Source organism: Jeotgalicoccus sp. ATCC 8456 (assembly GCF_016313225.1).
Classification (GTDB): Bacteria; Bacillota; Bacilli; order Staphylococcales; family Salinicoccaceae; genus Jeotgalicoccus; species Jeotgalicoccus marinus.
This window is the reverse complement of sequence record NZ_CP066224.1, coordinates 455,710-481,800: the sequence shown is the minus strand read 5'-3', so window position 1 is coordinate 481,800 and position 26,091 is coordinate 455,710. Positions and strand designations below refer to the sequence as shown.

Annotated in this window: 31 protein-coding genes; 29 read left to right on the top strand and 2 right to left on the bottom strand. The window is 35.3% G+C overall.

Annotation, left to right across the window (positions count from 1 at the left end):
• Window positions 1-26 precede the first annotated feature (26 nt).
• The 16 genes from mltG (at window position 27) to JEM45_RS02555 (ending at window position 12,222) form a co-directional block, all read left to right on the top strand.
• On the top strand, window positions 27-1,154 hold the full coding sequence (gene mltG / locus JEM45_RS02630; protein ID WP_166626618.1) for an endolytic transglycosylase MltG: 1,128 nt from the start codon (window positions 27-29) through the stop codon (window positions 1,152-1,154).
• A 101-nt stretch (window positions 1,155-1,255) separates the two neighbouring features.
• Window positions 1,256-1,864 carry an O-methyltransferase gene (locus JEM45_RS02625; protein ID WP_026866459.1) on the top strand — a complete coding sequence of 203 codons (609 nt, stop codon included), beginning with the start codon at window positions 1,256-1,258 and terminating at the stop codon, window positions 1,862-1,864.
• A 14-nt stretch (window positions 1,865-1,878) separates the two neighbouring features.
• Window positions 1,879-2,499 (top strand): uridine kinase, encoded by a 621-nt coding sequence (gene udk, locus JEM45_RS02620; protein WP_026866458.1) that lies wholly within the window; start codon window positions 1,879-1,881, stop codon window positions 2,497-2,499.
• Between the two features lie 27 nt (window positions 2,500-2,526).
• A complete protein-coding gene (gene greA, locus JEM45_RS02615) occupies window positions 2,527-3,003 on the top strand; it encodes a transcription elongation factor GreA (RefSeq protein ID WP_166626619.1) in 477 nt (158 codons plus the stop codon).
• Window positions 2,996-3,697 carry a 5'-methylthioadenosine/adenosylhomocysteine nucleosidase gene (locus JEM45_RS02610; RefSeq protein ID WP_026866456.1) on the top strand — a complete coding sequence of 234 codons (702 nt, stop codon included), beginning with the start codon at window positions 2,996-2,998 and terminating at the stop codon, window positions 3,695-3,697. The genes greA and JEM45_RS02610 overlap by 8 nt, the downstream gene beginning before the upstream one ends.
• A gap of 179 nt (window positions 3,698-3,876) precedes the next feature.
• Window positions 3,877-4,401, top strand: coding sequence for a YqeG family HAD IIIA-type phosphatase (locus tag JEM45_RS02605; protein ID WP_026866455.1), 525 nt, complete (start codon window positions 3,877-3,879; stop codon window positions 4,399-4,401).
• 1 nt (window position 4,402) lies between these two features.
• Complete coding sequence (gene yqeH, locus JEM45_RS02600; RefSeq protein WP_166626620.1) at window positions 4,403-5,509, top strand: ribosome biogenesis GTPase YqeH; 1,107 nt, start codon at window positions 4,403-4,405, stop codon at window positions 5,507-5,509.
• 1 nt (window position 5,510) lies between these two features.
• Window positions 5,511-6,308, top strand: coding sequence for a shikimate dehydrogenase (gene aroE, locus JEM45_RS02595; protein ID WP_198687695.1), 798 nt, complete (start codon window positions 5,511-5,513; stop codon window positions 6,306-6,308).
• The gene (gene yhbY / locus JEM45_RS02590; protein WP_026866452.1) at window positions 6,308-6,601 is read left to right on the top strand and encodes a ribosome assembly RNA-binding protein YhbY; all 294 of its coding nucleotides are present in this window, start codon (window positions 6,308-6,310) and stop codon (window positions 6,599-6,601) included. The genes aroE and yhbY overlap by 1 nt, the downstream gene beginning before the upstream one ends.
• Window positions 6,598-7,161 (top strand): nicotinate (nicotinamide) nucleotide adenylyltransferase, encoded by a 564-nt coding sequence (nadD, locus tag JEM45_RS02585; protein ID WP_166626622.1) that lies wholly within the window; start codon window positions 6,598-6,600, stop codon window positions 7,159-7,161. The genes yhbY and nadD overlap by 4 nt, the downstream gene beginning before the upstream one ends.
• A complete protein-coding gene (yqeK, locus tag JEM45_RS02580; protein ID WP_026866450.1) occupies window positions 7,151-7,720 on the top strand; it encodes a bis(5'-nucleosyl)-tetraphosphatase (symmetrical) YqeK in 570 nt (189 codons plus the stop codon). Before nadD ends, yqeK begins: the two co-directional genes overlap by 11 nt.
• A gap of 4 nt (window positions 7,721-7,724) precedes the next feature.
• A complete protein-coding gene (gene rsfS / locus JEM45_RS02575) occupies window positions 7,725-8,066 on the top strand; it encodes a ribosome silencing factor (RefSeq protein WP_026866449.1) in 342 nt (113 codons plus the stop codon).
• Window positions 8,047-8,778 carry a class I SAM-dependent DNA methyltransferase gene (locus JEM45_RS02570; protein WP_198687694.1) on the top strand — a complete coding sequence of 244 codons (732 nt, stop codon included), beginning with the start codon at window positions 8,047-8,049 and terminating at the stop codon, window positions 8,776-8,778. Before rsfS ends, JEM45_RS02570 begins: the two co-directional genes overlap by 20 nt.
• Window positions 8,779-8,864: 86 nt before the next feature.
• On the top strand, window positions 8,865-9,500 hold the full coding sequence (locus tag JEM45_RS02565) for a ComEA family DNA-binding protein (protein WP_166626623.1): 636 nt from the start codon (window positions 8,865-8,867) through the stop codon (window positions 9,498-9,500).
• Window positions 9,501-9,508: 8 nt separating this feature from the next.
• On the top strand, window positions 9,509-9,967 hold the full coding sequence (locus JEM45_RS02560) for a ComE operon protein 2 (RefSeq protein ID WP_026866446.1): 459 nt from the start codon (window positions 9,509-9,511) through the stop codon (window positions 9,965-9,967).
• Entirely contained in the window at window positions 9,967-12,222 is a 2,256-nt protein-coding gene (locus tag JEM45_RS02555) for a DNA internalization-related competence protein ComEC/Rec2 (protein ID WP_198687693.1), read from the top strand. Before JEM45_RS02560 ends, JEM45_RS02555 begins: the two co-directional genes overlap by 1 nt.
• A gap of 7 nt (window positions 12,223-12,229) precedes the next feature.
• Here JEM45_RS02555 and JEM45_RS02550 read toward each other — a convergent pair whose 3' ends face one another.
• Window positions 12,230-12,364 carry a YqzM family protein gene (locus tag JEM45_RS02550; protein ID WP_084145711.1) on the bottom strand — a complete coding sequence of 45 codons (135 nt, stop codon included), beginning with the start codon at window positions 12,362-12,364 and terminating at the stop codon, window positions 12,230-12,232.
• 89 nt (window positions 12,365-12,453) lie between these two features.
• On the opposite strand from JEM45_RS02550, the gene holA reads away from it, so the two are divergent.
• On the top strand, window positions 12,454-13,416 hold the full coding sequence (gene holA / locus JEM45_RS02545; RefSeq protein ID WP_198687692.1) for a DNA polymerase III subunit delta: 963 nt from the start codon (window positions 12,454-12,456) through the stop codon (window positions 13,414-13,416).
• 42 nt (window positions 13,417-13,458) lie between these two features.
• Here the strand turns inward: holA and rpsT are convergent, their stop codons facing one another.
• A complete protein-coding gene (gene rpsT, locus JEM45_RS02540; protein ID WP_026866443.1) occupies window positions 13,459-13,704 on the bottom strand; it encodes a 30S ribosomal protein S20 in 246 nt (81 codons plus the stop codon).
• A gap of 162 nt (window positions 13,705-13,866) precedes the next feature.
• Between rpsT and lepA the strand changes: the two genes are divergently transcribed.
• From lepA to floA, 12 genes are all read left to right on the top strand, one after another.
• Window positions 13,867-15,690 (top strand): translation elongation factor 4, encoded by a 1,824-nt coding sequence (gene lepA, locus JEM45_RS02535; RefSeq protein ID WP_166626626.1) that lies wholly within the window; start codon window positions 13,867-13,869, stop codon window positions 15,688-15,690.
• Between the two features lie 58 nt (window positions 15,691-15,748).
• Window positions 15,749-16,861 carry a radical SAM family heme chaperone HemW gene (gene hemW / locus JEM45_RS02530; RefSeq protein WP_166626627.1) on the top strand — a complete coding sequence of 371 codons (1,113 nt, stop codon included), beginning with the start codon at window positions 15,749-15,751 and terminating at the stop codon, window positions 16,859-16,861.
• Between the two features lie 92 nt (window positions 16,862-16,953).
• Window positions 16,954-17,922, top strand: coding sequence for a heat-inducible transcriptional repressor HrcA (gene hrcA, locus JEM45_RS02525; RefSeq protein WP_198687691.1), 969 nt, complete (start codon window positions 16,954-16,956; stop codon window positions 17,920-17,922).
• Window positions 17,923-17,925: 3 nt separating this feature from the next.
• Window positions 17,926-18,522 (top strand): nucleotide exchange factor GrpE, encoded by a 597-nt coding sequence (gene grpE / locus JEM45_RS02520; RefSeq protein ID WP_166626629.1) that lies wholly within the window; start codon window positions 17,926-17,928, stop codon window positions 18,520-18,522.
• A 31-nt stretch (window positions 18,523-18,553) separates the two neighbouring features.
• Window positions 18,554-20,398, top strand: coding sequence for a molecular chaperone DnaK (gene dnaK / locus JEM45_RS02515; protein WP_026866438.1), 1,845 nt, complete (start codon window positions 18,554-18,556; stop codon window positions 20,396-20,398).
• Window positions 20,399-20,482: 84 nt separating this feature from the next.
• A complete protein-coding gene (dnaJ, locus tag JEM45_RS02510) occupies window positions 20,483-21,598 on the top strand; it encodes a molecular chaperone DnaJ (RefSeq protein ID WP_026866437.1) in 1,116 nt (371 codons plus the stop codon).
• A 3-nt stretch (window positions 21,599-21,601) separates the two neighbouring features.
• Window positions 21,602-22,537 (top strand): 50S ribosomal protein L11 methyltransferase, encoded by a 936-nt coding sequence (gene prmA / locus JEM45_RS02505; RefSeq protein WP_026866436.1) that lies wholly within the window; start codon window positions 21,602-21,604, stop codon window positions 22,535-22,537.
• Window positions 22,537-23,253: an RsmE family RNA methyltransferase gene (locus tag JEM45_RS02500; protein ID WP_026866435.1), complete on the top strand. Its 717-nt coding sequence runs from the start codon at window positions 22,537-22,539 to the stop codon at window positions 23,251-23,253. Before prmA ends, JEM45_RS02500 begins: the two co-directional genes overlap by 1 nt.
• A gap of 52 nt (window positions 23,254-23,305) precedes the next feature.
• Complete coding sequence (gene deoC, locus JEM45_RS02495; RefSeq protein ID WP_198687690.1) at window positions 23,306-23,971, top strand: deoxyribose-phosphate aldolase; 666 nt, start codon at window positions 23,306-23,308, stop codon at window positions 23,969-23,971.
• Between the two features lie 101 nt (window positions 23,972-24,072).
• On the top strand, window positions 24,073-24,249 hold the full coding sequence (gene rpsU, locus JEM45_RS02490) for a 30S ribosomal protein S21 (protein ID WP_026866433.1): 177 nt from the start codon (window positions 24,073-24,075) through the stop codon (window positions 24,247-24,249).
• A gap of 120 nt (window positions 24,250-24,369) precedes the next feature.
• Window positions 24,370-25,053: an NfeD family protein gene (locus JEM45_RS02485; RefSeq protein WP_235678894.1), complete on the top strand. Its 684-nt coding sequence runs from the start codon at window positions 24,370-24,372 to the stop codon at window positions 25,051-25,053.
• Window positions 25,054-25,074: 21 nt separating this feature from the next.
• The gene (floA, locus tag JEM45_RS02480) at window positions 25,075-26,082 is read left to right on the top strand and encodes a flotillin-like protein FloA (protein ID WP_035856001.1); all 1,008 of its coding nucleotides are present in this window, start codon (window positions 25,075-25,077) and stop codon (window positions 26,080-26,082) included.
• Window positions 26,083-26,091: the final 9 nt, after the last annotated feature.

Below are 26,091 nucleotides of genomic sequence, written 5' to 3'. Positions count from 1 at the left end.
GCTATTTTTTCAGAAAGGATAAATCTATGAGTAAATACGATGATGTTAAATTTTCAAAAAATGTATCGTCTTACCTCACACTTTTTATCGTAATTATTTTAGTTGTTATTTTAATCGTCGGTATTATTTCAGCCTTTTTATATATTAGAAGTGGTTTACAACCCGTCGATGAGGATTCAACTGAAACAATTGAAATGTCCATAGAACAGGGCTATTCTGCTAGTGACATTGGGGATTTATTAGAAAGTGAAGGCATTGTTAAGAATGGTACGATGTTTGAGTTATACTTACGTTTAAATAGTATTTCTAGCTATCAAGCAGGTACATATCAAATGTCACCCGCAATGGATTTCGAGCAGATCGCTCGAACATTAGAAACCGGTACGATATATGAGGAAGTTCAGTATAGATTAACAGTTCCAGAAGGCTATACAATTGAAGAAATCGCTGGCCAGATTGAAAGCAATACACCTGCTTCAGCAGATGAATTCCTAGAACTCATGAATGATGAGGAATTTATTGATGAATTGATAAGTGAGTACCCAGAGATGCTAACGGATGAAATTAAGGAAGAAGATATTAAGTATGCACTTGAAGGGTATCTCTATCCTGCAACCTATGATATTACAACAGAAGAACCAGACTTAAAACAATTGGTGAGAAATATGCTGAATGCAACAAAAGAGAACAGTTATAACTTATATACATCGTCACCTGATTATACAATTACTTATGAAGGTGAATCGCGTACTTTAACATTCCATGAATTCTTGACGTTCTCATCATTAATTGAAGAAGAAGCGACCTCCCTTGCGGACCGTTCACGAATCGCGAGTGTATTTTTAAATCGCATGGCATCCGTTCCAACAATGCCACTACAAACAGATCCCACTGTACTTTATGCACTTGGGGAACACCAAGAAGTGGTCTTGTATGAAGATCTTGAGGTTGATGATCCTTATAACACATACATTCACAACGGCTTAACACCAGGACCTATTGCTGCACCAGGTTTAGAATCTGTTCAAAGTACATTAAATCCATCAGATACTAATTATTATTACTTCCTAGCGGATAGTGAAGGTAATAACCACTTTGCAGAAACCTATGAAGAGCATAACGAAAATAGAGAGAAATATATTGATGGAGAATAATATGCGCTTTTCAAATTAATTGAAATGTGTTATTATCTATCGTAATGGATGAACAACTGATAACTTTGTTATCAGTTGTATTTTTTGTATATGGTGATCAGATGGAACTAAAACAATATATTAGAGAATTGAATACAGAGGCTGAGATATTTATAGATATATATGACTACGCAGTTAAGCACCATGTTCCAATCATTGATGGCGATGCCTTAAATGCTGTTAAACAGTACATATCTATTAAAGGTGCAAAAAACATCTTAGAGATTGGAACGGCTATTGGCTATAGTGCTTTGCATTTTGCAAGCGTTGATGACGATATTCACGTGACAACGATCGAAAAGGACGAAGCGAGTCATAATATTGCAAATGAAAATATCAACAACAGCCCATATAAGGATAGAATTACAACGATCCTAGCCGATGCTAAAACAGTTGAACTAAATCAAAAAGATTTTGATTTTCTATTTATAGATGCATCAAAAGGAAACAATCAATTCTTTTTCGATAAATATAAGACTTATTTATCCGATGATGCACTGATCATTGTAGACAATATTTTTATCCGTGGGCTAATCACTGAAGATGAAATTGAGAATAAAAACAAAAGAAAACTTCGTGATAAGGTTAGGGAATTCAATCAGAATATGAAAGATAGTGAGTATTCGACTTCATACTTAAATATCGGAGACGGCTTACTAGTCATTTACTAAGGGTGTGTACGCAAATGGAAAAACCGACGATAATAGGAATTGCTGGGGGTTCAGGTTCTGGTAAAACTTCAGTTACTAGAAAAATTATGGAATCACTTGAAGGACACAGCATTGTTCTTATCGAACAGGACTACTATTACAAAGATCAGAGTGAGAAGACCATGGATGAAAGATTACAAACCAACTATGACCATCCATTTGCTTTTGATAATGATCTACTGATTCAACATATCAACCAGCTGATAAATAGGGAAACGATTGATATACCGACTTATGATTATGCTAACCATACAAGAAGTACTGAAACGATAAGGGTAGAACCTAAAGAAGTAATCATCATTGAAGGTATTTTCGCCTTAGAAAATGAAACGCTTAGAGATCTTATGGATGTGAAACTTTATGTAGATACGGATTCAGATATTCGTATTTTACGTCGTTTGGCACGTGATATCAAAGAACGTGGTCGCTCACTAGATTCAGTGATCGATCAGTATTTATCAGTTGTTAGACCAATGCATCTTCAATTTATTGAGCCTACCAAACGCTTCAGTGACATTATTATTCCTGAAGGTGGGGAAAATATGGTGGCAATCGATATCATTACAACGAAGATTAGAACTTTAATCAACGAATAAAAGATTTATATTTAACGGAGGATTACGATGGAAAACAAAAAAGAATACCCAATGACACAAGAAGGTTTTGAGCAATTACAAGTTGAACTAGAGGAATTAAAAACAGTTAAAAGACCAGAAGTGGTTGAGAAAATAAAGGTTGCACGTAGTTTCGGTGACTTATCTGAGAACTCAGAGTACGACGCAGCTAAAGATGAACAAGGTTTTGTTGAAAAAGAGATTACTAAAATTGAAGAAATGATTAGACACGCTGTTATCATTGAAGATAATGGTGATAAAAACACTGTTGGTTTAGGTAATACAGTAACATTTACTGAAGTGCCTGATGGTGATAAAGAATCATATCAGATCGTTGGTAGTGCAGAAGCGGATCCGTTTGAAGGAAAAATCTCGAACGAATCTCCAATGGCACAAGCACTATTAGGTGCAAAATTAAAAGACGAAGTCGATGTACCCTTACCAAATGGTAACTCAATGAAAGTGAAAATCGTGAAAATTGACTAAGTTTACAGTCGGTATCGTAGGTGCAATGGAACCTGAAGTTGCCTTGTTAAAAACGGCGATGACAATAGAGAGAGAAGAATCGCTTATTCACACTACTGCCTGTATTGGACAGTTGAATGGGCAGAATATTGTCTTAGTCCAGTCTGGGATTGGTAAGGTGAATGCGAGTATCATTACGGCATTAATGATTGAGCGCTATGATTTAGATTATTTAATAAACACTGGCGTCGCTGGTGCTTTATCAAATAAATTAAACGTAACAGATATGGTGATTTCAACAGATGTCACACATCATGATGTGGATGCAACTGCCTTCGGTTATGTATTGGGCCAAGTTCCTGGCATGCCAGAGGTTTATCATAGTGATGATCAGCTTCAAGCACTCGCCCTATCTATAATCGACAATAACGAAGAGATTAAAGGACAATGTGGTCAAGTTGTAAGTGGTGATTCATTTATCGATAGTAAAGTAGAAAAAGATAACATTCTTAGTAATTTTGCTGATGCACTTTGTGTAGATATGGAATCAAGTAGTATTGCACAAACTTGCTATCAATTTGAGACACCATTTTTAATTATGCGTTCGATGAGTGATAAAGCGGATGATAGTGCGGACATGAGTTATGATGAATTTTTAGCTCGGGCTTGTGTTCATTCTTCTGAAGTTGTAAAATCAATATTAAGAGAACTGTAATGTGGAGGTAGCTATGTTATTCTTAATGATTCTTGCAATTGTATTTACGGTTATTATTGGCTTTGTTGTTTACACAGAAACTGAAACGGAAGACCCTGAAATAATCGAGTAGTAAAATGCGCACCTTAAACTATTTAAGGTGCTTTTTTTGTGTATTATCACTAATTTGGAGAGAGCTTATGACAATTATTGAAGATAAATTTTTACCTAGCCATTTTGTGAATAGATATGAAGATATTACTGTTGAATTTTTAAAAGCGCATAATATTAGTGCTGTCATGACGGATTTAGATAATACCTTGGTTGCTTTTGACGAAGCGGATGCAGATGATAATGTACTTAAGTGGATTCAGTCACTTGAAGCTTCCAATATCAAGTTGCTCATCTTATCAAATGGACGTCATGAGAGAGTAAAAGCATTTGCTGAACCGCATGGTATAGATTATATTGATAGTGCTAGAAAACCAATGCTTGCAAACTTTCATAAAGGCTTGAAATTATTAGGTACTAAAAAGAAAAATACTGTGATGGTCGGAGACCAGTTAATGACAGACGTACTGGGTGCAAATCGGGTTGGCATAAAAAGTGTACTCGTTATCCCTGTCAAAGAAAAAGATGGATGGGCGACCTACTTAAACCGCCGTATAGAACGTGTTATAATGAAGTACTTTAAGAAAAAGAACATGATTACCTGGGAGGATTAATTTGACAGACATAAAATGTATCGGTTGTGGCAGTGTACTCCAAACCAATGATAAGAATAAAGAAGGTTATATAACAGAGTCTGGCTTAAAGAAAGATGAACCTATTTGTCAGCGTTGTTACCGCTTAAGACATTATAATGAGGTACAAGAAGTCTCTATGGATTCTGGCGACTTCTTAACCATGTTGAATTCACTTTATGAAACAGATAGCTTAATTGTAAAGGTCATCGATGTATTTGATTTTGAGGGTAGTATTATACCATCATTTAATCGAATCGTCGGAAAAAAACAGGTCTTAGCAGTCATTAACAAAATTGACTTATTGCCAAAATCAACGAATACATCTAGATTAGTTGAACGTGCCAAAAAAATGCTTAAGGACGAAGGTATAACTGCAAATGATACGATAGCAATCAGTGCACTTAAAGGAAAACACTTAGATGAATTATTGAAAAAGATAAGTAGTATGGCACAAGGTAAGGATGTCTATATTGTCGGTACGACAAATGTTGGGAAATCTACTTTAATCAATAAACTACTAGAAGATAATACGGGCTTAAAACATGTGATCACGACAAGCAATGTTCCAGGGACTACACTTGGCATGATTGATATTCCTCTCGGTGATAATCAAACGATGTATGACACACCAGGTATTGTTGTGGATTCACAAATCTCACATTTTGTAAAAGCAAGTGACTTAAAATTTGTATCTCCAACAAAAGAGATTAAATCAAAGACTTTTCAGTTGAATAGTGATCAAACTCTGTTTATCGGTAATCTTGGACGTATAGACTATACAGAAGGTGGCTCAAATAGTTTTTCTGTCTACTGTAGTCAACACCTTACCGTTCACCGAACTAAAACGACAAATGCCTATGACTTTTACAGTAAGCATTTCAATGAATTGTTGGCACCCCCAACCATAGAAGAAGATTTCTTAACGTCAAATTACGACGAATATCAATTCGATTTACATGGTGCGAGTGATGTATTGATTAGTGGTCTAGCCTTTATTTCTGTAGCAAAGAAAGCGAAGGTAAGTGTTCGAGTACCTAAAGATGTAAATGTTACCGTACGACCGACCATTTTTAAAGGAGTGCAGTAAGATGAACTATGCTGTAATCGGTTATCCTATAAAACATACCATGTCACCACTTATACACCAAACAAACTTTGACGCCTTAAAAAATGAGTCGACTTATACTGCGCAAGAAGTCCTAGCAGAAGACATTAAAGATATAAAAAAATGGATCATGGACAGTGAATTATCGGGCATTAATGTGACGGTGCCACATAAGGAAACCATCATGGCTCACTTAGACTATATCGATCCTAAGGCGATAAAAATTGGTGCTGTGAACACTGTTCATTATAAAGACGGTGAATTACATGGGTATAATACCGATGTAACAGGATATATAGCTGCCTTTAATGCAGCATTTGGGGAAAAAAAAGAACGTCATATCTTAATTCTAGGTGCTGGCGGTGCAGCAAAAGCAGTCCACAGAGCACATATTGATCATGGTGATATTGTTACAATTGTTGCTAGAAGACTTGAAAGTTTTGCTACGTTTAAGTCTGATGATTTTACAGGTATTGTGACAAACGATTTTACAAACCGGCATTATGATGCTGTCATTAATGCTACACCTATAGGGTTAAATCATGAAGATGTATTTGAAACAATGGGCATTGATCCATCATTTATTGATGATGATACAGTGGGTATGGATTTAATTTATAATCCGAAAACAACACCATTCATGACATATTTTAAGCACAGTATCAATGGATTAGATATGCTAGTTAATCAAGCGATGGATGCCTATAAAATTTGGACAGGGCAAACTGGTGACACTAAATCAGTAAAAGACAAATTAGAAAAATATATGGAGGAATCATAATGACATTGACAGGAAAACAAAAGCGCTACTTAAGATCACTCGCTCATCATGAAAAACCACTATTTCAAATTGGGAAAAATGGTGTGACTGAGAATTTTATTGCACAAGTGGACGATGTCATGATCAAAAGAGAATTAATTAAAATTTCTGTACTACAAAATTGTTTAGAAGATAAAGATTCTATTGCAAAAGCGCTAGAATCAGCAACCGGTGCTGAAATTGTTCAAATTATGGGAAATACTATCGTATTATATAGAGAATCTGATGAACATAAAGAGATAGAATTACCATGAAAATAGGCATTTTCGGCGGAACTTTTGATCCTGTTCACAATGGACATATCAATGCCTTTGTGGAAGCATATATTGGTCTGAATTTAGACCAGATCATTATCGTTCCGACTTATGTTTCACCTTTAAAAAATTCGGCAAATTCAAGTGATTCTGAGCGTTTAGAAATGCTTAGGCTTGCCGTTGAACCTTTCGAATTTGTTTCTATTGATACAAGTGAATTAGAACGTGCAGAAGTCACTTATACTTTTGATACTTTAAGCACTTTAAAGTCAAAATATCTTAATGATGACTTGTATTTCATTATTGGTACAGATCATTATTTAAATTTTGACAAATGGGCGCATTCAGAAGCACTCCATAATTTAGCTCAATTTGTGGTCATTAATCGTGATGATTCAAACCTTGAAATTAAATCACCATTCAAATATTTAAAAACAAATATTGTTGAAGTATCATCTACAACAATCAGAGAGCGACTTAAGACGAATACAGAAATACAACACCTTGTTAATCCAAACGTATTTAAGTTTATAAAGGAGCAGCGTATTTATGAAACGTAAGGAAGCTTTAAAAGTTTCAGAAGAAAAATTACCAAAAAAACGTTTTAAACATTGCCAAAGGGTAGCTGAAACTGCAGAAAAAATGGCAAAGATTTTTAACGCAGATAAAGATAAAGTATATCTTGCAGGTGTATTACATGATTATTCCAAGTATGATGACCTTGGCAAGATGTATCAAACTGTTCAATCTGAAGGCTTAGATCCTGAATTATTAGAGTACAAATCAGAAGTATTACATGGTCCGATTGCAGCAGTTAAAGTTAAGAATAAATTTGGTCTAGATGACCCAGATGTACTTTTAGCAATTACCCACCATACCTCTGGGGCAAAGCAGATGGGTATCATTGAAAAAATTATATTTGTTGCGGATTATATTGAGCCCGAAAGAAGTCAGCCAGGTGTAGATTTCATCAGGGATATAATTTATAAAGAAGAAAATATTGACCGAGCTGTATATCAGATTACTAAAGCAAATATGCAGCATTTACTAGAAAAAGATCAAACCATTTATTATAAAACATTAGAGTGCTTGAATTATTACAATATGGCTAAGGAGTGAAAGTATGGATAGCAATAAGCTATTAGATTTAATGGTTGAGGCCGTGGATGATAAACGTGCCCTCGACATAAAAGTTTACGATGTAAAAGATCATAGTCCTGTGACAGATTATTTTGTAATATGTCACGGTAATTCAGAACGACAAACGCAAGCAATTTCTGATGAAATCAGAGATGTCGCTTTTAAGAATAACCTTGATGTAAAAATTGAAGGCCATAAAGAAGGGCAGTGGATTCTCTGTGATGTAGGAGACGTGATTGTTCACGTATTTATAAAAACTCAAAGAGAATACTACAATTTAGAACGTTTATTCAAGGATGCTGGTGATGACCTTGGACGTGCCTAAATACGAAAATTTTTCTAAAGTTTACGACTTATTTAATGATGAGATGCCATATAACTTATGGCTCGATATCATTAAATACTACGGTGAAAATGTAAACTCAATTTTAGACATAGGCTCAGGTACGGGGACTGTTTTAAATGCATTAAAAGTACCAAGGAAAGTTGGTATCGATAATTCATTAACAATGGTGGAAATTGCTAGAGAAAATGATCCAACATCCGAGTATTTTTGTGACGATATGACTCAATTCGACTTGAGTGAATCCTTTGATATGATCATAGCAACAGCAGATGTACTCAATTATGCAAAAGATGTAACAGCCTTTGGTAATGTACTTCAAAATGCATACAAACATTTGAACAAAGACGGCGTCTTTATCTTTGATGTTCATACAGAATATAAGATGAAAACAGATTTTAACTATGAACTGTATTCTGATTCTAACGATGATGTATTCTATACTTGGCAGACGATACCGGGTGAAGCGGAACTCAGTGTCTGGCATGAATTGACATTTTTCATCAAAGTTCAAAATGATCTCTATGAAAAATTTGAAGAAACACATTATCAACAAACTTATAAGCATAGTGACATATTACAGTTAGCTAATGAGGCCGGCTTTACAATCCATCACTCTTTTAGTGATTTTGATATTGATAATCCATTAACAGAAGTAGCTGAAAGGAATTTCTATATTCTAAAACGACTCTAGGTAAATTAAATAACTTGTCCGATAAAAAGTAAATCCATCTTTTTTTAATATATATAGTATGAGAGCTATTTTAAGGAGGAGATGGATTGGAACTCAAAACCTTTTTCGAACAGTATAAATTTTACCTTGCTGGTGGGGGATTATTCATTGGTTTGGTCATTGTTCTTTTTATCTTTATGAAAGAAGACACTGTGGCTATTGAGGATATCTCTATGAACGTCAGTGAAGATATTGAGGGCAGTGAAGTAGATGCTAAAGTAGCTGACCTAGAAAACATAGAGACGACGGTGTACGTTGAAGTGAAGGGTGCAGTTAACTCACCAGGTGTCTATGAACTTCCAGTTGATGCTAGGGTAAAGAATGCCCTAGATATCGCAAATGTTTCTGAAAATGCAGATCTACTCACCGTTAATCAGTCTAAAAAGCTAACTGATGAAATGGTCATTTATATCCCATTCAAGGGTGAAATTAATCATGAGGAAATCAAACATGCCATGACTGTACCAAGCGCGGAAGAGACGAGTGAGGCAAAAGTTAACATCAATACAGCAAGTTTGGATGAATTGATGACCTTAAACGGTATAGGTGAGAAAAAAGCACAAACGATTATAGAATACCGTGAAGAGACGGGGGTCTTTATGAAATTGGAAGATATAAAGAACATTCCAGGTATTGGTGATAAGACGTTTCTAACTTTAGAACCACATATTACAATAGAATGAGGTGCTTTATGAGAATAAATTGGCATGAATATTTTATGGCCCAAGCAATGTTATTATCCCTTCGTTCAACTTGTCAGAGATTAAGTGTAGGTGCAACGATTGTCAAAGACAATCGCATTATAGCAGGCGGCTATAATGGTTCGGTTTCAGGTGAAGTTCACTGTATAGATGAAGGATGTTATGTAGAGGATGGTCATTGTATACGTACCATCCATGCTGAAATAAATGGACTGCTCCAATGCTCAAAATTTGGTGTCTCAACTGAAGGTGCATCAGTGTATGTGACACATTTCCCATGTGTGCATTGTACAAAATCATTAATTCAGGCAGGTATCAGTAACATTTATTATCGGGAAAATTATAAAAACCATCCTTATGCGATAGAGTTATTAGAAAAGAATAATATAAACTATGAACTGATAGAAACAGACACGGAAAAAGTAAAAGCTTATTTCGAAGCCTTGTAATGGTCTTACTATACATATTCTTAGCTGTTGTCATTGGTTATATCTTTTTAGAAAGCCCATTTTTGGGCTTCTTTTTTTATGCAATTTTAATGTGGAGTAGTCGAGTGAATAGATTCTCCTTAAAATTTTTAAGTTTCCTGTCAATAGTCATTATTGTTGTTATCTTATTAATTAATCAGCTAGACGTGACGTTAGAAGAAAAGAGAATTGATTACTTGCACATCATAGACTACAAATATTATAAAGATAGTATTCACTACATAGTAGAAAATAACAATGAAACATATGAACTATATATTGAAGAAGGTCTAGATATAATACCACTTGGTTCTAAGTGTACAGGGAGTTTTAATACTAGTATTCCTGAAGAACAAAGAAATTTTGTAAAGAAGGATAGTCGAACATCTTTAATTTTAAATGAGTTAAGTGGACGAATTTATTTAGACAATTTATCTGGTGTAGAGTGTAAGGAAGCGGATCTCAACTTAAAAACAAAAATAAATCAAATTAGATTTATTTATATGAGTAAGGTTTTGAATATTACTGAATACGACTATAAATTTGACATGCTCACATTGGCAGTTGGAAATAAGTCTTACATAACATCTGAATTTTTTGATGCTTTACAAAAGTTAGGTATATATCACCTTTATGTTATATCGGGGACGCATGTTGCGTTTTTAAGTGCTTTTATATATGGTGCATTGAAAATGATCAGAACACCAGTGCACTACATTAAAATTATATTGATTATCGTCTTACTATGCTTCTTCTTAATTAATTTTTTCAGTCCGAGTGTCCTAAGAGCTGTTTTTATGGGTGTATGCCTTTTGGTTTGCTCCTTCTTCGATAAAAAACCTTATATGACGATAATTTCATTAAGTGCCTTGGTTCAAGTACTTATAAATCCGTCAGTAATGTACCATGCAGGATTTCAGTTATCATATGTAACCACTTATTTTATTCTTTTAACTCGGCCACTGTTCATGCAGTTTTCAAGTATTGGTCAACTTGTCATTATTACAGTTATATGTGAATTATCCACGATTGTTATTGTACTGTTACATTTTAATGAAATAAGTTTAAGTGGCTTAATATTAAATATTATTTTTGTGCCGTTCTTTTCTTTTATTATTTTCCCTAGTGTACTCATCTTTAATTTTTTAAGCTTTATACATCTACCTGTATTTATGGACGAAATTTACAATTTTACTTTCAGCTGTATTAAGCGTTTGATTGATTTTCTAAGCCATAGTTTTAAACATAGAATGCCAATTAAAAATTTACATCCTCTAAGTACGCTAGTCCTCTTTATCTTAAGTTATGGTTTGATTATTTTCACTTTAAAAAAATCGTATTTTAAAATATTTACTGCTACTGTAATGATGACGATTGTCTTATATACAAATCATCAAAATTTTACACAAAATTACACACTTACCATGGTAGACGTTGGACAAGGGGATGCCTTTATAATTGAGGATTATAGAGCAAATAAGACCATTTTAATTGATACTGGAGGGCAATTCTTACATAACAAACAAGTAATTCCCTTAAGTGAAAAAACAGTACTACCTTATTTAAAAGAACAAGGTATTGATAAACTTGATTTGATTGTAGTCAGTCATTTAGATATTGATCACAGTGGTGAATTGTTAAATATTTTATCTAAGATAGATTCAACAAATATCCTTATGAATACTAATGATGAGAAGTTTGAGGAGTGGTCGAGTAGTATCCCTAAAGAATACCTAAGTAAAATAATAGATAGTCGAAATATAGAGGATTTTATGGTGGGTACGATATACATTCAACATCTGTATAGTATGGATGTGCTTGATGATTCAAATAACCAATCCGTCGTGTTGAAAGTGACCTTAGATCAGTTTAAAGTACTGTTTACTGGTGACATAGGAATTGAACGTGAAGCGGATTTGGTTGGTAAATATAATTTAGAAAGTGACATATTAAAAGTCGGACATCATGGTAGTGATACTTCGTCATCTTTAGATTTTATAGAGGCAGTAGGGCCAGATATCGCACTCATTTCAGCTGGTGTTAATAATCGTTATGGTCATCCGCATAATAGCGTGATAGAAAATTTAGAAGGCATAAGAACTTATTTAACAGCTGATAGCGGTATGGTGAAGTTCGGCATTAAAGATGGTACAATATGTACTCATGAAAAATTAACTCAACGACAGTCTTGCTTACAAAAAGACATAAAAAAAGAGCCAGTTAACGGCTCTAAATAAGCTTAGCTTAACCTGCTATGATAGAGAAAATTTGAGGAATGATGTAGATTACAGTAAAACCAATAAATCCTACGATAAAACCGAGGCCTGAATCAATTACATCATTATTTTTAGATTGTACATTTTTTTCAAATTTATTCATGTAATTACCCCCTAAACACTTACCTATAGTATAGGATAAATTAAAGAAAAAAGCTATAATATATTTATAAATTTAAAGGAGCCTTATAAATGGAATTGCTACAATTAATGTACGGCACCAATATCACACGGATTGAAGATGAGGTTAAAAAAATCGCTAAAAGTTATGCAGGTGACTTAGATGACTTCAATTTCACTCGTTTGAATCTAAAAGAAACATCTATTGAAACGGTTGTAGAAGAGGCTCAAACCTTACCATTTTTGACAGATAGAAAAGTGTTGGTCATTGATGATGCGCTTATATTTACTGCAAACAAGAATACAGGTTCTGTCAATCATAATATCGACTTGTTACTTGATTATTTAACAAAAAAGAATGATGATACAATGATTCTTTTTACTGTGTACACAGAGAAGCTTGATAACCGAAAAAAACTAACGAAAGTCTTAAAGGAAAAAGGTAAGGTCACTGAAATTAATGAAATGACTGAACGTGAGCTTTCTTTATATGTTGAAAGTGTCCTTAACCAAGAAAACATTGAGATACATAGTGAGGCATTGGAACTGCTTTTAGAAAGAACGAGCTATAAATATGAAAATGTTCATAATGAACTTTCAAAACTGTTGCTTTATACAGATGGTGACATTACTTTAGAGGATGTTAAAGAAGTTGTTAGTATTTCCCTTGAACAAAATGTATTTTTACTGACAGAATTTATCTTGAAAAATGAAAAGGAAAAAGCAGTACAACTTGGACGCGAACTCATACTTCAAAAAGAAGAGCCGATGAAATTGTTACATCTAATCATAGGACAGTTCCGTTTGTTTTACCAAGTGAAGATTTTAAATCAACAGGGTTATCAAGAGGACAATATCGCCAAAGCATTAAAAGTGCATCCCTACAGGGTGAAGTTGGCGCTTAGACACGTTAGAAAATTCCCTTTAGAAAATCTCTTATCTAAGATGATGCTATGCCGAGATATTGACTATAAATTTAAGTCATCGTATTTAGATCGGAATACTTTATTTGAATTATTTATATTAGAAATATAGGTAAAATAAAAAAACCTTCTTAATGATAAGAAGGTTTTGTGCTTATTTAGCCATTAATTGAGATTTTACACGGTTAGCTTTGTTTGCATGAATGTGATTGTTTTTCACAGCTTTATCAATAAGTTTTACAGCTTGTGATACTAAAGCGTCTGTGTTTTCAGCATTTTCAGCTTTAGCTGTTTCAGCACGTTTTACAGCAGTACGCATTGCATTTTTTTGTGCAATGTTTGCTTCTTGTGCTGATTGGTTCGTTTTCACACGTTTGATAGCTGATTTAATATTAGGCATAATGTCACCTCCGACATAAAGTTGTACAACTTTTATTGCAACACAAGATATTTTACCAAATATACGATGCTTATGCAATAATCAATCCGAAATGAATTGAAGTTAATGTGCAGCATTGATATAATTATAGCATTGCAAACACGAGGAAAGTTGGATTTTTATATGGATAAACAGGAACGGTTAAAAAGACAAAAGAATATAAGGAACTTTTCAATCATCGCTCACATTGACCATGGTAAATCATCACTTGCTGATAGATTATTAGAAAATACTAAAAGTGTTGATGCGAGAGATATGAAATCACAACTTCTTGATTCTATGGATCTTGAAAGAGAACGCGGTATTACCATTAAACTTAACGCAGTACGTTTAAAGTATACAGCTAAAGACGGAGAAGAGTATACCTTTCATTTAATCGATACGCCGGGTCACGTCGATTTTACATATGAGGTTTCTCGTTCATTGGCAGCATGTGAAGGGGCAATCTTAGTTGTCGATGCAGCTCAAGGAATTGAGGCACAGACATTAGCTAACGTATACTTGGCTTTAGACAACGATTTAGAACTCATTCCTGTTGTCAATAAAGTCGATCTACCTGCAGCTGAACCTGATAGAGTTGCAGAAGAGATCGAAGATGTAATCGGCTTACCTCAAGAAGACTCTATCTATGCCTCAGCAAAGGCAAATATAGGTATCGAGGAAATATTAGAGCGTATTGTAGATGCTGTGCCTGCACCGGACGGTGATATCGATGCACCGCTTAAGGCGCTTATCTTTGATTCTTCCTTTGATGCCTATAGAGGTGTAATTTCTTCCATTCGAATTATGGAAGGTTCGGTCAAAGCAGGGGATAAGATCCGTATGATGGCGAGTGGTAAGGAATTTGAAGTGACAGAAGTCGGCATTAATACACCAAAGCAATTACCTGTTGATGATCTATCTGCAGGTGATGTGGGCTATATCATCGCGTCGATTAAAAAAGTTGGGGATTCTTTAGTAGGTGATACAATTACGAATGCAGATAACCCTGCAACTGAACCCCTACAAGGATATAAGAAGATGAATCCGATGGTATATTGTGGTATGTATCCGATTGATTCCAATAAGTACAATGACCTAAGAGAAGCATTGGAGAAACTTGAATTGAATGACTCATCATTACAATATGAGCCGGAAACATCTCAGGCGCTAGGTTTTGGTTTTCGTACTGGTTTCTTAGGCTTACTTCATATGGAGATTGTTCAAGAACGAATTGAGAGAGAATTTGGTATTGAATTGATTGCTACAGCGCCTTCTGTTATTTACAGTGTCGAAATGACTGACTGTGAAGTTATCAATGTCGACAACCCTGCACAAATGCCAGATCCACAAAAAGTGACCAAGATTGAAGAACCCTATGTCAAGGCACAAATTATGGTGCCGAACGATTTCGTAGGATCAGTCATGGAGTTATGTCAAAAGAAACGTGGAAACTTTTTAACGATGGATTACTTAGATGATGTGCGTGTAAATATAATCTACGAAATTCCTTTATCGGAAATTGTATTCGACTTCTTTGATCAATTAAAATCGAATACTAAAGGTTATGCTTCATTAGATTACGATTTAATTGGATATAAAGAGTCTAAATTGGTTAAGATGGATATCTTATTAAATTCTCAAAAAGTCGATGCACTTAGCTTTATTGTCCATAAAGATTTTGCTTATGATAGAGGTAAGGCAATCGTAGAGAAATTAAAAAATATCATTCCAAGACAGCAATTTGAGGTACCAATTCAGGCTGCAATTGGACAAAAGATTGTCTCTAGAACTAACATTAAATCTATGGGTAAAAATGTCCTATCTAAATGTTATGGTGGGGATATTACCCGTAAGAAGAAATTGTTAGAGAAACAAAAAGAAGGTAAGAAGAAAATGAAAGCCGTGGGTAATGTTGAAATCCCACAAGAAGCTTTCTTAGCCGTCTTAAAAATGGATGACGAATAAATTAATCAGAACAAAGGAGAAATCGACGGATTTCTCCTTTAGTTTTAGGAGGACGCATATGGATAGCATGTATATCCACATTCCTTTTTGTAATCGCATATGTACTTATTGTGATTTTAATAAGGTACTAATTAAAAATCAGCCTGTTGATGAATATATAGATGCATTAATTTTAGAGTTGAAAACTTATGGCAAGTTAACTTTAAAAACAATCTATGTTGGTGGCGGTACACCGACCGCTCTAAATGAAACTCAGTTAGATAGACTACTCAGCTTTGTTACTGAACAGTTTACTGTGACAGAGGAATTTACATTTGAAGCTAATCCAGATGAGCTGACGAGTACTAAGTTAGATATATTAAAAAATTACGGTGTCAACAGAGTTAGTCTCGGTGTGCAGACCTTTAATAATGAATTATTGAAAGTACTTGGACGTACACATAGCTTTGACGATATCTTTCAAAGTATAAATCACCTAGAGAAAATTGGACTATCTAATTATTCTTTAGATTTAATGTACAATCTACCTGGGGAGACATTTGAAGATATCGATATGAGTTTAAAGTATGTAAAAGAACTGAAACCTAAACATATTTCATGGTATTCATTGATCATTGAACCACATACAGTGTTCTATAACAAAATTAGGCAAGGTAAGATGTCCATTGCAGGAAGTTTAGAAGAGGGCGAAAAATATAATAAGGTGATAAATGATTTAGCTGCACTCGGTTATCCACAATATGAGATCTCTAATTTCGCAACTTTAGAGCATGAGTCGACCCATAATAAGACTTACTGGTTAAATGAACCATATATTGGCGCAGGAGCTGGTAGCCACGGCTACACTGGTGAGTATAGATATTACAACATTAAGCCTGTCCCACACTATATAAAAAGCATGAATGAAACAGGTTCTGTAGTTAAAGAAAAATTAGATCTTTCTTTAAATGATAAGTATGAAGAAGAAATGTTCTTAGGCCTTCGGTTAAATAAAGGTGTTAGCGAAAAAAGATTTATTGAAAAGTACGGTTTGACTATAGAGGATGTTTACGGGCCAACAATAGATAAGTTGAAGTCCAAACAGTTGATTATTCAAAGTCGTGGATTTGTAAGTTTAACTGAGTCAGGACGTATGATTGGTAATGATGTATTCGCTGAATTCTTGCTCTAAAAAAGAAGAAACGTTTACCCTTGACATACTTTGACCTATTTGATAAATTATTATTAGCACTTAAGAGAGAAGAGTGCTAATGAGGTGATTACTTGCTAACGAACAGGCAGCAAATCATTTTGAAATTTATCGTAGATGATTTCTTGGATGTAATGACACCTATTAGTTCAAAGTATTTATTAGACAAATACAAATTTGATGTATCGAGTGCAACAATAAGAAATGAAATGGCAGCACTTGAAAGAGCAGGATTTTTACTAAAGGCTCACACGTCTTCGGGACGAATGCCATCGAGAAAAGCTTTGAAATTCTACATCGAAGAACAAAAAGCTATGATTAAGGCATCACCGCCACAGACAATAGAAATTGTCAGTTCGGTGGATGATATTGAGGCTTTTACACAGACGCTTGCAACATCTATAAGTAAAGAAACAGGCTATTTAACTCAAGTATCAGCAAGTTCTGATGATGAAAAGGTAAAAGGTATGTACATCACACCTCTAACCGACAGTGCGGGTATTGCGATTATCGTCTTGAATACAGGGAGTGTAAAACAGCTTCCAGTAAGGACGGGAAAACATGTTTCAGTTGACGATTTATCAAAACTGAGTAATCTATTTTCTAGTTTACTTAAAGATAAGCGTTTAGATGATTCATTGTTTATTTTAAATGAGCATACAGTTGTACCGCATGAAATCCGAAATTTATATGATCAGTTGACTGCACAAATCGCTGCTGCTGTAGAACAGCCAAAGCGTACAGTCGGCTATGCAGGTTTTAACTATCTCTTGAGTGATATGAAAGATGAAGTAGAGACCTTAGAACATATTTACGAGGATATTGAGTCAGAATCATTGCAACAAACTGTAGAAAGGTTATCATCTAATGATGTAAGTATTTATTTTGGTGATGAGTTGGATGATAGTTACAAGGCTGTTTCAGTCATTACAACTAATTTTGAGCATCAAGGACTGAGTGGTAATTTGATGGTGATTGGCCCGGAATTAATGGGGTACAAGCACGTCATTAACTTACTTCACTCATTTAAAAAAGGAGTGTAGACTTTGACAGAAGAGAAGAAGGATGTCACTTCAGAAGAACTTGACACGGAGACAGTTGATTCTGCTAAGGAAGAATCGGTAGAGGTTTCCACTGAAACTGATGATAATACAACAGAAGCTGTCTCGAATGAATCTGAAGAAGAAAAACAAGAAAATGTAATTGCTGAACTTAAAAATGAAGTTGAAGCAACTGAAAACAAGTATTTAAAACTTTATGCGGAATTTGAAAACTACAAACGCCGTACTAGGCAAGAAGCTGAGATTAACAACAAATATAAAGATCAAAAATTTGCTGAAAATCTCTTGCCGGTCATTGATAACCTAGAACGTGCACTCAGCATCGAAGGCGATACTGAGAGTTTTGAAGCTTTAAATAAGGGTGTTGAAATGGTCTATAATAACTTATTAGACACATTAAAAAACCATGATATTAAAGCAATTGAAGCACTAGATCAGCCATTTGATCCTAATTTCCATCAAGCAGTGATGACAGAAGCTGTGGAAGGTAAGGATGCTGGTTTAGTCGTAGAAGAATTCCAAAAAGGATATATTTTAAAAGACCGTGTCATTCGACCTACAATGGTCAAAGTGAGCGAGTAATAATATTTAATATAATGGAGGCTATATAATTATGAGTAAAGTAATTGGAATAGACTTAGGAACAACAAACTCAGTAGTATCAGTATTAGAAGGTGGAGAACCAAAAGTAATTCAAAACGCTGAAGGTAACCGTACAACGCCTTCTGTTGTATCATTTAAAAATGGTGAAAGACAAGTTGGTGAAGTAGCTAAACGTCAGGCGATTACAAACCCTAACACAATCTTGTCAATTAAAAGACACATGGGTACTGAGCATGTAGAGAAAATTGAAGACAAAGAATATACACCTCAAGAGATTTCAGCAATGATCTTACAAAACTTAAAAGAAACAGCTGAAAGTTACCTTGGTGAAAAAGTAAGTAAAGCGGTTGTTACAGTACCTGCTTACTTCAACGACTCAGAACGCCAAGCGACTAAAGATGCTGGTAGAATTGCTGGTTTAGAAGTAGAACGTATCATTAACGAACCAACAGCAGCAGCACTTGCATATGGTTTAGATAAGACTGAAAAAGAAGAAAACATTCTCGTATTTGACCTTGGTGGTGGTACATTCGACGTTTCAATTCTTGAACTTGGTGACGGTGTATTTGATGTACTAGCTACAGCAGGAGATAACAGATTAGGTGGGGACGACTTTGATGACATCATCATTGACTACCTAGTAGATTCATTTAAACAAGAAAATGGTATTGACTTATCTAAAGATAAGATGGCAATGCAACGTCTTAAAGATGCTGCAGAAAAAGCGAAAAAAGACTTATCAGGTGTATCTTCAACTCAAGTATCATTACCATTTATTTCTGCTGGAGAAGCAGGTCCTTTACACTTAGAAACAACATTAACACGTGCGAAATTCGATGAGTTAACTCACAAACTCGTTGAAAAAACAATGGGCCCTGTACGTCAAGCACTTAAAGATGCTGGTGTTTCTAAATCAGAAATTGATGAAATTATCTTAGTTGGTGGTTCAACACGTATTCCAGCTGTACAAGATGCAATCACTAAGGAATTAGGTAAAGAGCCTAACCGTAGTGTAAACCCTGACGAAGTTGTCGCTATGGGTGCTGCAGTACAAGGTGGGGTACTCACAGGTGATGTACAAGATGTTGTATTACTTGATGTTACACCACTATCATTAGGTATCGAAACTATGGGTAACGTATCTACAGTACTCATTGAAAGAAATACAACAATCCCAACAAGTAAATCACAAGTGTTCTCAACGGCAGCGGATAACCAACCAGCAGTTGATATTCATGTCGTACAAGGTGAAAGACCAATGGCAAGTGATAACAAGACATTAGGTCGCTTCCAATTGACAGATATTCCACCAGCACCAAAAGGTCAACCTCAAATAGAAGTTACATTCGATATCGATAAAAATGGTATCGTGAATGTTACAGCGACAGACAAAGGTACTGGTAAGGAACAAAAAATCACTATCGAATCAAGCTCTAACTTAACAGATGACGATATCGATAGAATGGTTAAAGAAGCTGAAGAAAATGCAGATGCTGATAAAGCTAAAAAAGAAGAAGCAGACCTTAGAAACGAAGCAGACCAAATGATATTCTCTGCTGATAAGAGCATTGAAGATCTTGGTGAACAAGTTGAAGAATCAGAAAAAGAACAAATTAACACTGCTAAAGAAGACTTGAAGACTGCTCTAGAAGGTTCTGATTTAGACGCAATCAAAGAGAAAAAAGAAGCGTTAGAACAAGCTTTACACGCAATCACAACAAAACTTTATGAACAAATGGCACAAGAGCAACAAGCAAATGCAGAAGGTGCTGAAGGTTCAGGAGAACAAAAGGCAGACGATGATGTTATCGATGCTGACTACAAAGAAGTAGACGACGAAGACGATAAGAAATAATATAGTTGACCAAAAAAGTCAAAGCCAATGTGTTTGGCTTTGACTTTTTAAATGGTATTATATTGACTGTTGGAGGGAAAAATTGTGGCTAAAAGAGACTATTATGAAATATTAGGCTTAGATAAAAATGCAAGTCAGGATGAAATTAAAAAAGCATATCGTAAGCTATCAAAGAAATATCACCCGGATATGAAAGAAGGCTCTGAAGAAAAGTTTAAAGAGGTTTCAGAAGCTTATGAAGTACTATCTGATGATAATAAACGTGCGCAGTACGACCGCTTTGGTCATGAAGGTATGAACTCACAAGGCGGCTTTGGCGGCGGTGGATTCAGTAGTGGCTTCGGCGGCTTCGAAGACATCTTTTCTTCATTCTTTGGTGGTGGTGCACGCCGTGATCCTAATGCACCACGTAAGGGTGACGACCTGCAGTATACAATGACGATTACTTTTGAAGAAGCAGTCTTTGGTGCAACGAAGACTGTGACAATCAAAAAAGATGTAACATGTGATGTGTGTCATGGTGATGGTACAAAACCTGGTACTTCTAAATCGACATGTAAAACATGTTCAGGATCAGGTCATGTGTCTGTAGAACAAAACACACCATTTGGGCGAGTTCAAACACAAAGAGAATGTCCAACTTGTGCAGGTACAGGACAAGAAATTGAACATCCATGTGATAACTGTAACGGTCATGGTACATTAAGTAAGAATGTTGATATTGAAGTGAAAATTCCTGAGGGTATTGATAACGGACAACAGATCCGCCTTTCTGGTGAAGGTGAGCCAGGTATTAATGGTGGACCACAAGGTGACTTATATATTGTCTTTAGAGTTAAACAAGATAAGAAATTCACGCGTGATGGCGATGACATTCATTACGAACTAAAAATTTCATTTGCTCAAGCAGCCTTAGGTGACGAGTTGAAAGTTCCGACAATCAATTCATCTGTGATGTTAACGATTCCTGCAGGTACACAATCAGGTAGACGCTTTAGATTAAAAGAAAAAGGTGTTAAAAATGTTCAAGGATTTGGTTATGGTGACCAATTCGTAACAGTAACTGTGGTGACACCTACAAAACTCTCTGAAGAAGAAAGAGATATTTTTAAAGAGTTAGCAAAAGTAAATGGTGAAGATATCAACGAGCAACAAGAAAACATTTTCGATAAAACAAAACGATTTTTCAAAGGTGAGTAAATGATGAAATGGCATGAGATCACAATTGGTACCAAAAAAGAAAATGAAGAGACTCTTACTATGTTTTTAAATACAATAGCCAAGGGTGTTTCTATTGAATATGCTCTAGATATACTACGTGAAGGTGTAACTGATTTTGACGATAAATTCCGTCTAGATCCAAATGATTATCCTGAAAGTGATATAACTATTACAGTTTATTTTGATGAAACCATAGATATTAATGATAAATTAGAAGAAATAAACTCCTTTATAGCCACTGGATCATTATTCGACAAGGAAAATATTACAATCAATCATACAATCATCAATGAAGCTGACTGGGAAAATGAATGGAAAAAACACTTTCATAACTTTAAAGTAGGTAAAAACTTCTTTATCATACCATCATGGGAGTTTGATGACGTGAATATCCAAAGTGAGGATAAGGTCATTAAAATTGATCCAGGTATGGCTTTTGGTACCGGTGACCATGCAACAACTAGCCTGTGTTTAACTTTGATGGAAGATGTAGTACAAAAAGGCGATGATGTTATTGACGTTGGTACAGGTTCTGGGATTTTATCCATTGGGGCACATCTTTTAGGCGCTAAAAATATTAAGGCAACTGACATTGATGATCTGTCCTTACAAGTTTCAAAAGAGAACTTTGAGCTGAATCAATGCAGTGATGCAATCAAAGTAGAAAGTGCAGACTTATTGACTACTGAAGATGGCAAATATGATGTTGTGGTAGCAAATATCTTAGCGCATATTATCGATGTGATGATCGATGATGCTTATAATACCTTAAAAGAGAATGGTAGTTTTATTGCTTCTGGTATTATTACAGAAAAGAGAGATAGTATTGTTCAGCATATGGAGCGAGTTGGCTTTAATATTGAAGATGTCTTAGAACAAGATGGCTGGGTGGCAATACTTGCGAAAAAGGTGAAATAATGCAACGTTATTTTATTGAAATAGAAGTTTCAATAGGTGGAGTTTATGAGATGGACCCTACACATCATCATCATATTAGAAATGTCATGCGTTCTAATGTAGATGATACTTTCACTGTTGTAGATTGTACGAACACCGCTTATTTTGTTCAGTTGATCTCAATCGAACCGCTTGAATATAAAGTGTTGGAACAATTGACGAGTGATGTGGAATTACCTGTTCAAATCACTGTGTTTAGTCCACTTTTAAAAGGTGATAAGATGGATACTGTCTTACAGAAATCTACTGAGTTAGGTGCCTCTGATTTCGTATTATACAAGGCGGATAGAAGTGTCGTTAAGCTAGATCAAAAGAAGGAAAAGAGCCGCTTAGAACGGTTTGAAAAAATTGTAAGAGAGGCTGCAGAACAGAGTAAGAGAACTGTTATTCCCCAAGTGTCTTTTGATGGTCGCTTAAAGACAATCGATTTTTCTTCTTATGATTTGGTACTTTTCGCTTATGAGGATTACAATATTTCTGGTATACCAATTACTTCTGTCTTAGAGCATTCAAATGCCAAAAATATTGCATTCATCTTCGGGCCAGAGGGTGGTTTTACATCTAAAGAGGTCGAATTATTTAAGAATGATTCAAATGTCAGCTTAGGGCATAGAATATTGAGAGCTGAAACTGCACCATTGTATGCATTATCTGTAATTGGTAACTATTTCGAATAAAGAAAATGTGCTATTATTATTATGCTCGAAATTAATTATTAGGAGTGTCCTTATGAACATTGCAAAGTATATTGATCACACTTTACTAAGTCCAGCTTCGACTAAGGAAGAAATCTTAAAATTATCCAAGGAAGCTGACGAGTATGGCTTCTTTAGTGTATGCATCCAGCCATCATGGGTGAGTACAGCAAGTGAAGCATTAAAAGACAGTGAAGTAAAAGTTTGTACTGTCATCGGTTTCCCGCATGGTGCGACAAGTTCAGAAACAAAAGCTTTTGAGACGCGAAATGCGATTGAAAATGGTGCAGATGAAGTCGACATGGTCATCAACATTGGTCAACTTAAAGATGGAAATGAAGATTACGTGAGAACAGACATTAAAAGTGTAGTTGATGCTGCGGATAATGATGCTTTAGTTAAAGTTATTATTGAATCTGCCTTATTGACTGAAGATGAAATCGTGACTGCATCTAAATTAAGTAAAGAAGCAGGTGCGGACTTTGTTAAGACTTCTACAGGATTTAATGGCAGTGGCGCAAGCGTTGAAGCAGTTACATTGATGCGCTTAACTGTCGGTGAAGAGATGGGTGTTAAAGCAAGTGGTGGTGTACGCTCACTTGAAGATGCCCAGAAAATGATTGAAGTTGGTGCAACAAGAATCGGTGCATCTAGTGGGATAGCGATTGTTAATGGTGCAGTTTCGGATAATGATTATTAATTAAATATTGACTGAAACAATCACAATATATTATAATACTAAAGTACATAGTATCTACTATGTGAATTAGCCTTTTGCATTATCGGAGGGAGGGAAAACACATGTCAAAAACTGTTGTTAAACAGAACGAACCACTAGAAGATGCTTTACGACGTTTTAAGCGTACAGTTTCTAAAAGCGGTACTCTACAAGAAGCACGTAAAAGAGAGCATTACGAAAAACCTAGTGTAAGACGTAAGAAAAAATCTGAAGCTGCGCGTAAGCGTAAGTTCAAGTAATATCACTCTTCCCTCTGATAAGTGATATATAAAACAGCGTACAAAAATGTACGCTGTTTTTTTGTTTTATTATCGCAATTCCATAATTGTCATGTATAATCGAAAGTAGGAGGGATGTGCATGGTTAATGTGTATTTATCTAACATTTATAATATATTGAACAACTATGTAGATATTATTACATCACCACCCATCGCATTTCTATTATTAGCATTGTTCTTCCTCGGTGTAATCTACCAACTCTTTTCTGAAAGAATTAATATTATTGGTGTCTTAAGTGTCATTTCAATATTTGTATTCTTTACAGGTCACTTTCTTACAGGTAGTGGAAATTATACTGCTTTAATTCTTATTTTGCTGAGTGCATTTTTAATTCTTGTAGAATTTTTTGTGATCGGCATGATTCTAGGAATATTTGGTGTAATTTTATTTGCTGCGAGTATTTTGGTTGTAAGCATAGATCCCGGTTTATATGCCGTTTTCTTAGCTGTAATACTTATATTAGCAGTAGTAGAGTGGGTGATATTTGTGAAACATAAGAAAAGAAGAATACCTTTTTTAAGTAAGCTCATTTTAGATGATGCAACTGATAAGGAGTCAGGTTATACATCGTTTGATGATCGCTCTCACCTAGTTGGTGAAGAGGCGGTTACTCATACCGTTCTAAGACCTTCTGGAACAATCAGACACGGTGATGAACGGATTGATGCAGTAGCTGAAGGCGCCTATATCGCGAGTGGAGTAAAGGTGAAAATTATTTATGTAGAAGGTACTAGAGTTGTCGTTAGACCGTTAGAAGAATAGTAAAACAAAGGAGAGAAACATATGGCATTAGGATTTATTACTGGTGGGACAATAATAACACTATTGATTATTGTTGTTATTTTTATCGCCCTAGCAATTATTTTATCGTTTGTACCAATTGGTTTATGGATTTCTGCAATTGCTGCAGGGGTTAAAGTTGGTATTTTCACTTTAGTTGGTATGCGTCTAAGACGTGTTAAACCAAAACGTGTAATTGAACCAATGATTAAAGCACACAAAGCCGGAATTCAATTAAAAACGAACCAGCTTGAGTCACACTTCTTAGCAGGTGGTAATGTAGACAGAGTTGTAGATGCGCTTATTGCTGCCCAACGTGCGGACATCAATTTAACTTTCGAACGTTGTGCTGCAATCGACCTTGCAGGACGTGACGTACTTGAAGCTGTACAAATGAGTGTAAACCCTAAAGTTATTGAAACACCATTCATTGCAGGTGTTGCAGTTGATGGTATCGAGGTTAAAGCTAAAGCTAGAATTACAGTTAGAGCAAACATCGAACGTCTAGTCGGTGGTGCTGGTGAAGAAACAATCATTGCCCGCGTTGGTGAGGGTGTCATTTCTACAATTGGTTCTTCAACTAAACACGCTGAAGTACTAGAAAACCCAGAAAAAATCTCACAAACTGTACTATCGAAAGGTCTCGATGCAGGTACTGCCTTTGAAATTCTTTCGATTGATATTGCAGATGTTGATATCGGTAAGAACATTGGGGCAGATCTACAAACGGAACAAGCTGTTGCAGATAAGAATATTGCACAAGCGAAAGCCGAAGAACGTCGTGCAATGGCCGTTGCCCAAGAGCAAGAAATGAAAGCACGCGTTCAAGAGATGAGAGCGAAAGTAGTAGAAGCAGAATCACGTGTACCACTTGCCTTTGCTCAAGCATTAGAAGATGGCAATATCAGTGCTTCAGATTACTACAATCTTAAAAATGTAGAAGCTGATACAAGTATGAGAGACTCTATTAATAAGATGACGAACCCTACACGCTACAACGACGAAGAATAGGGTGTGATG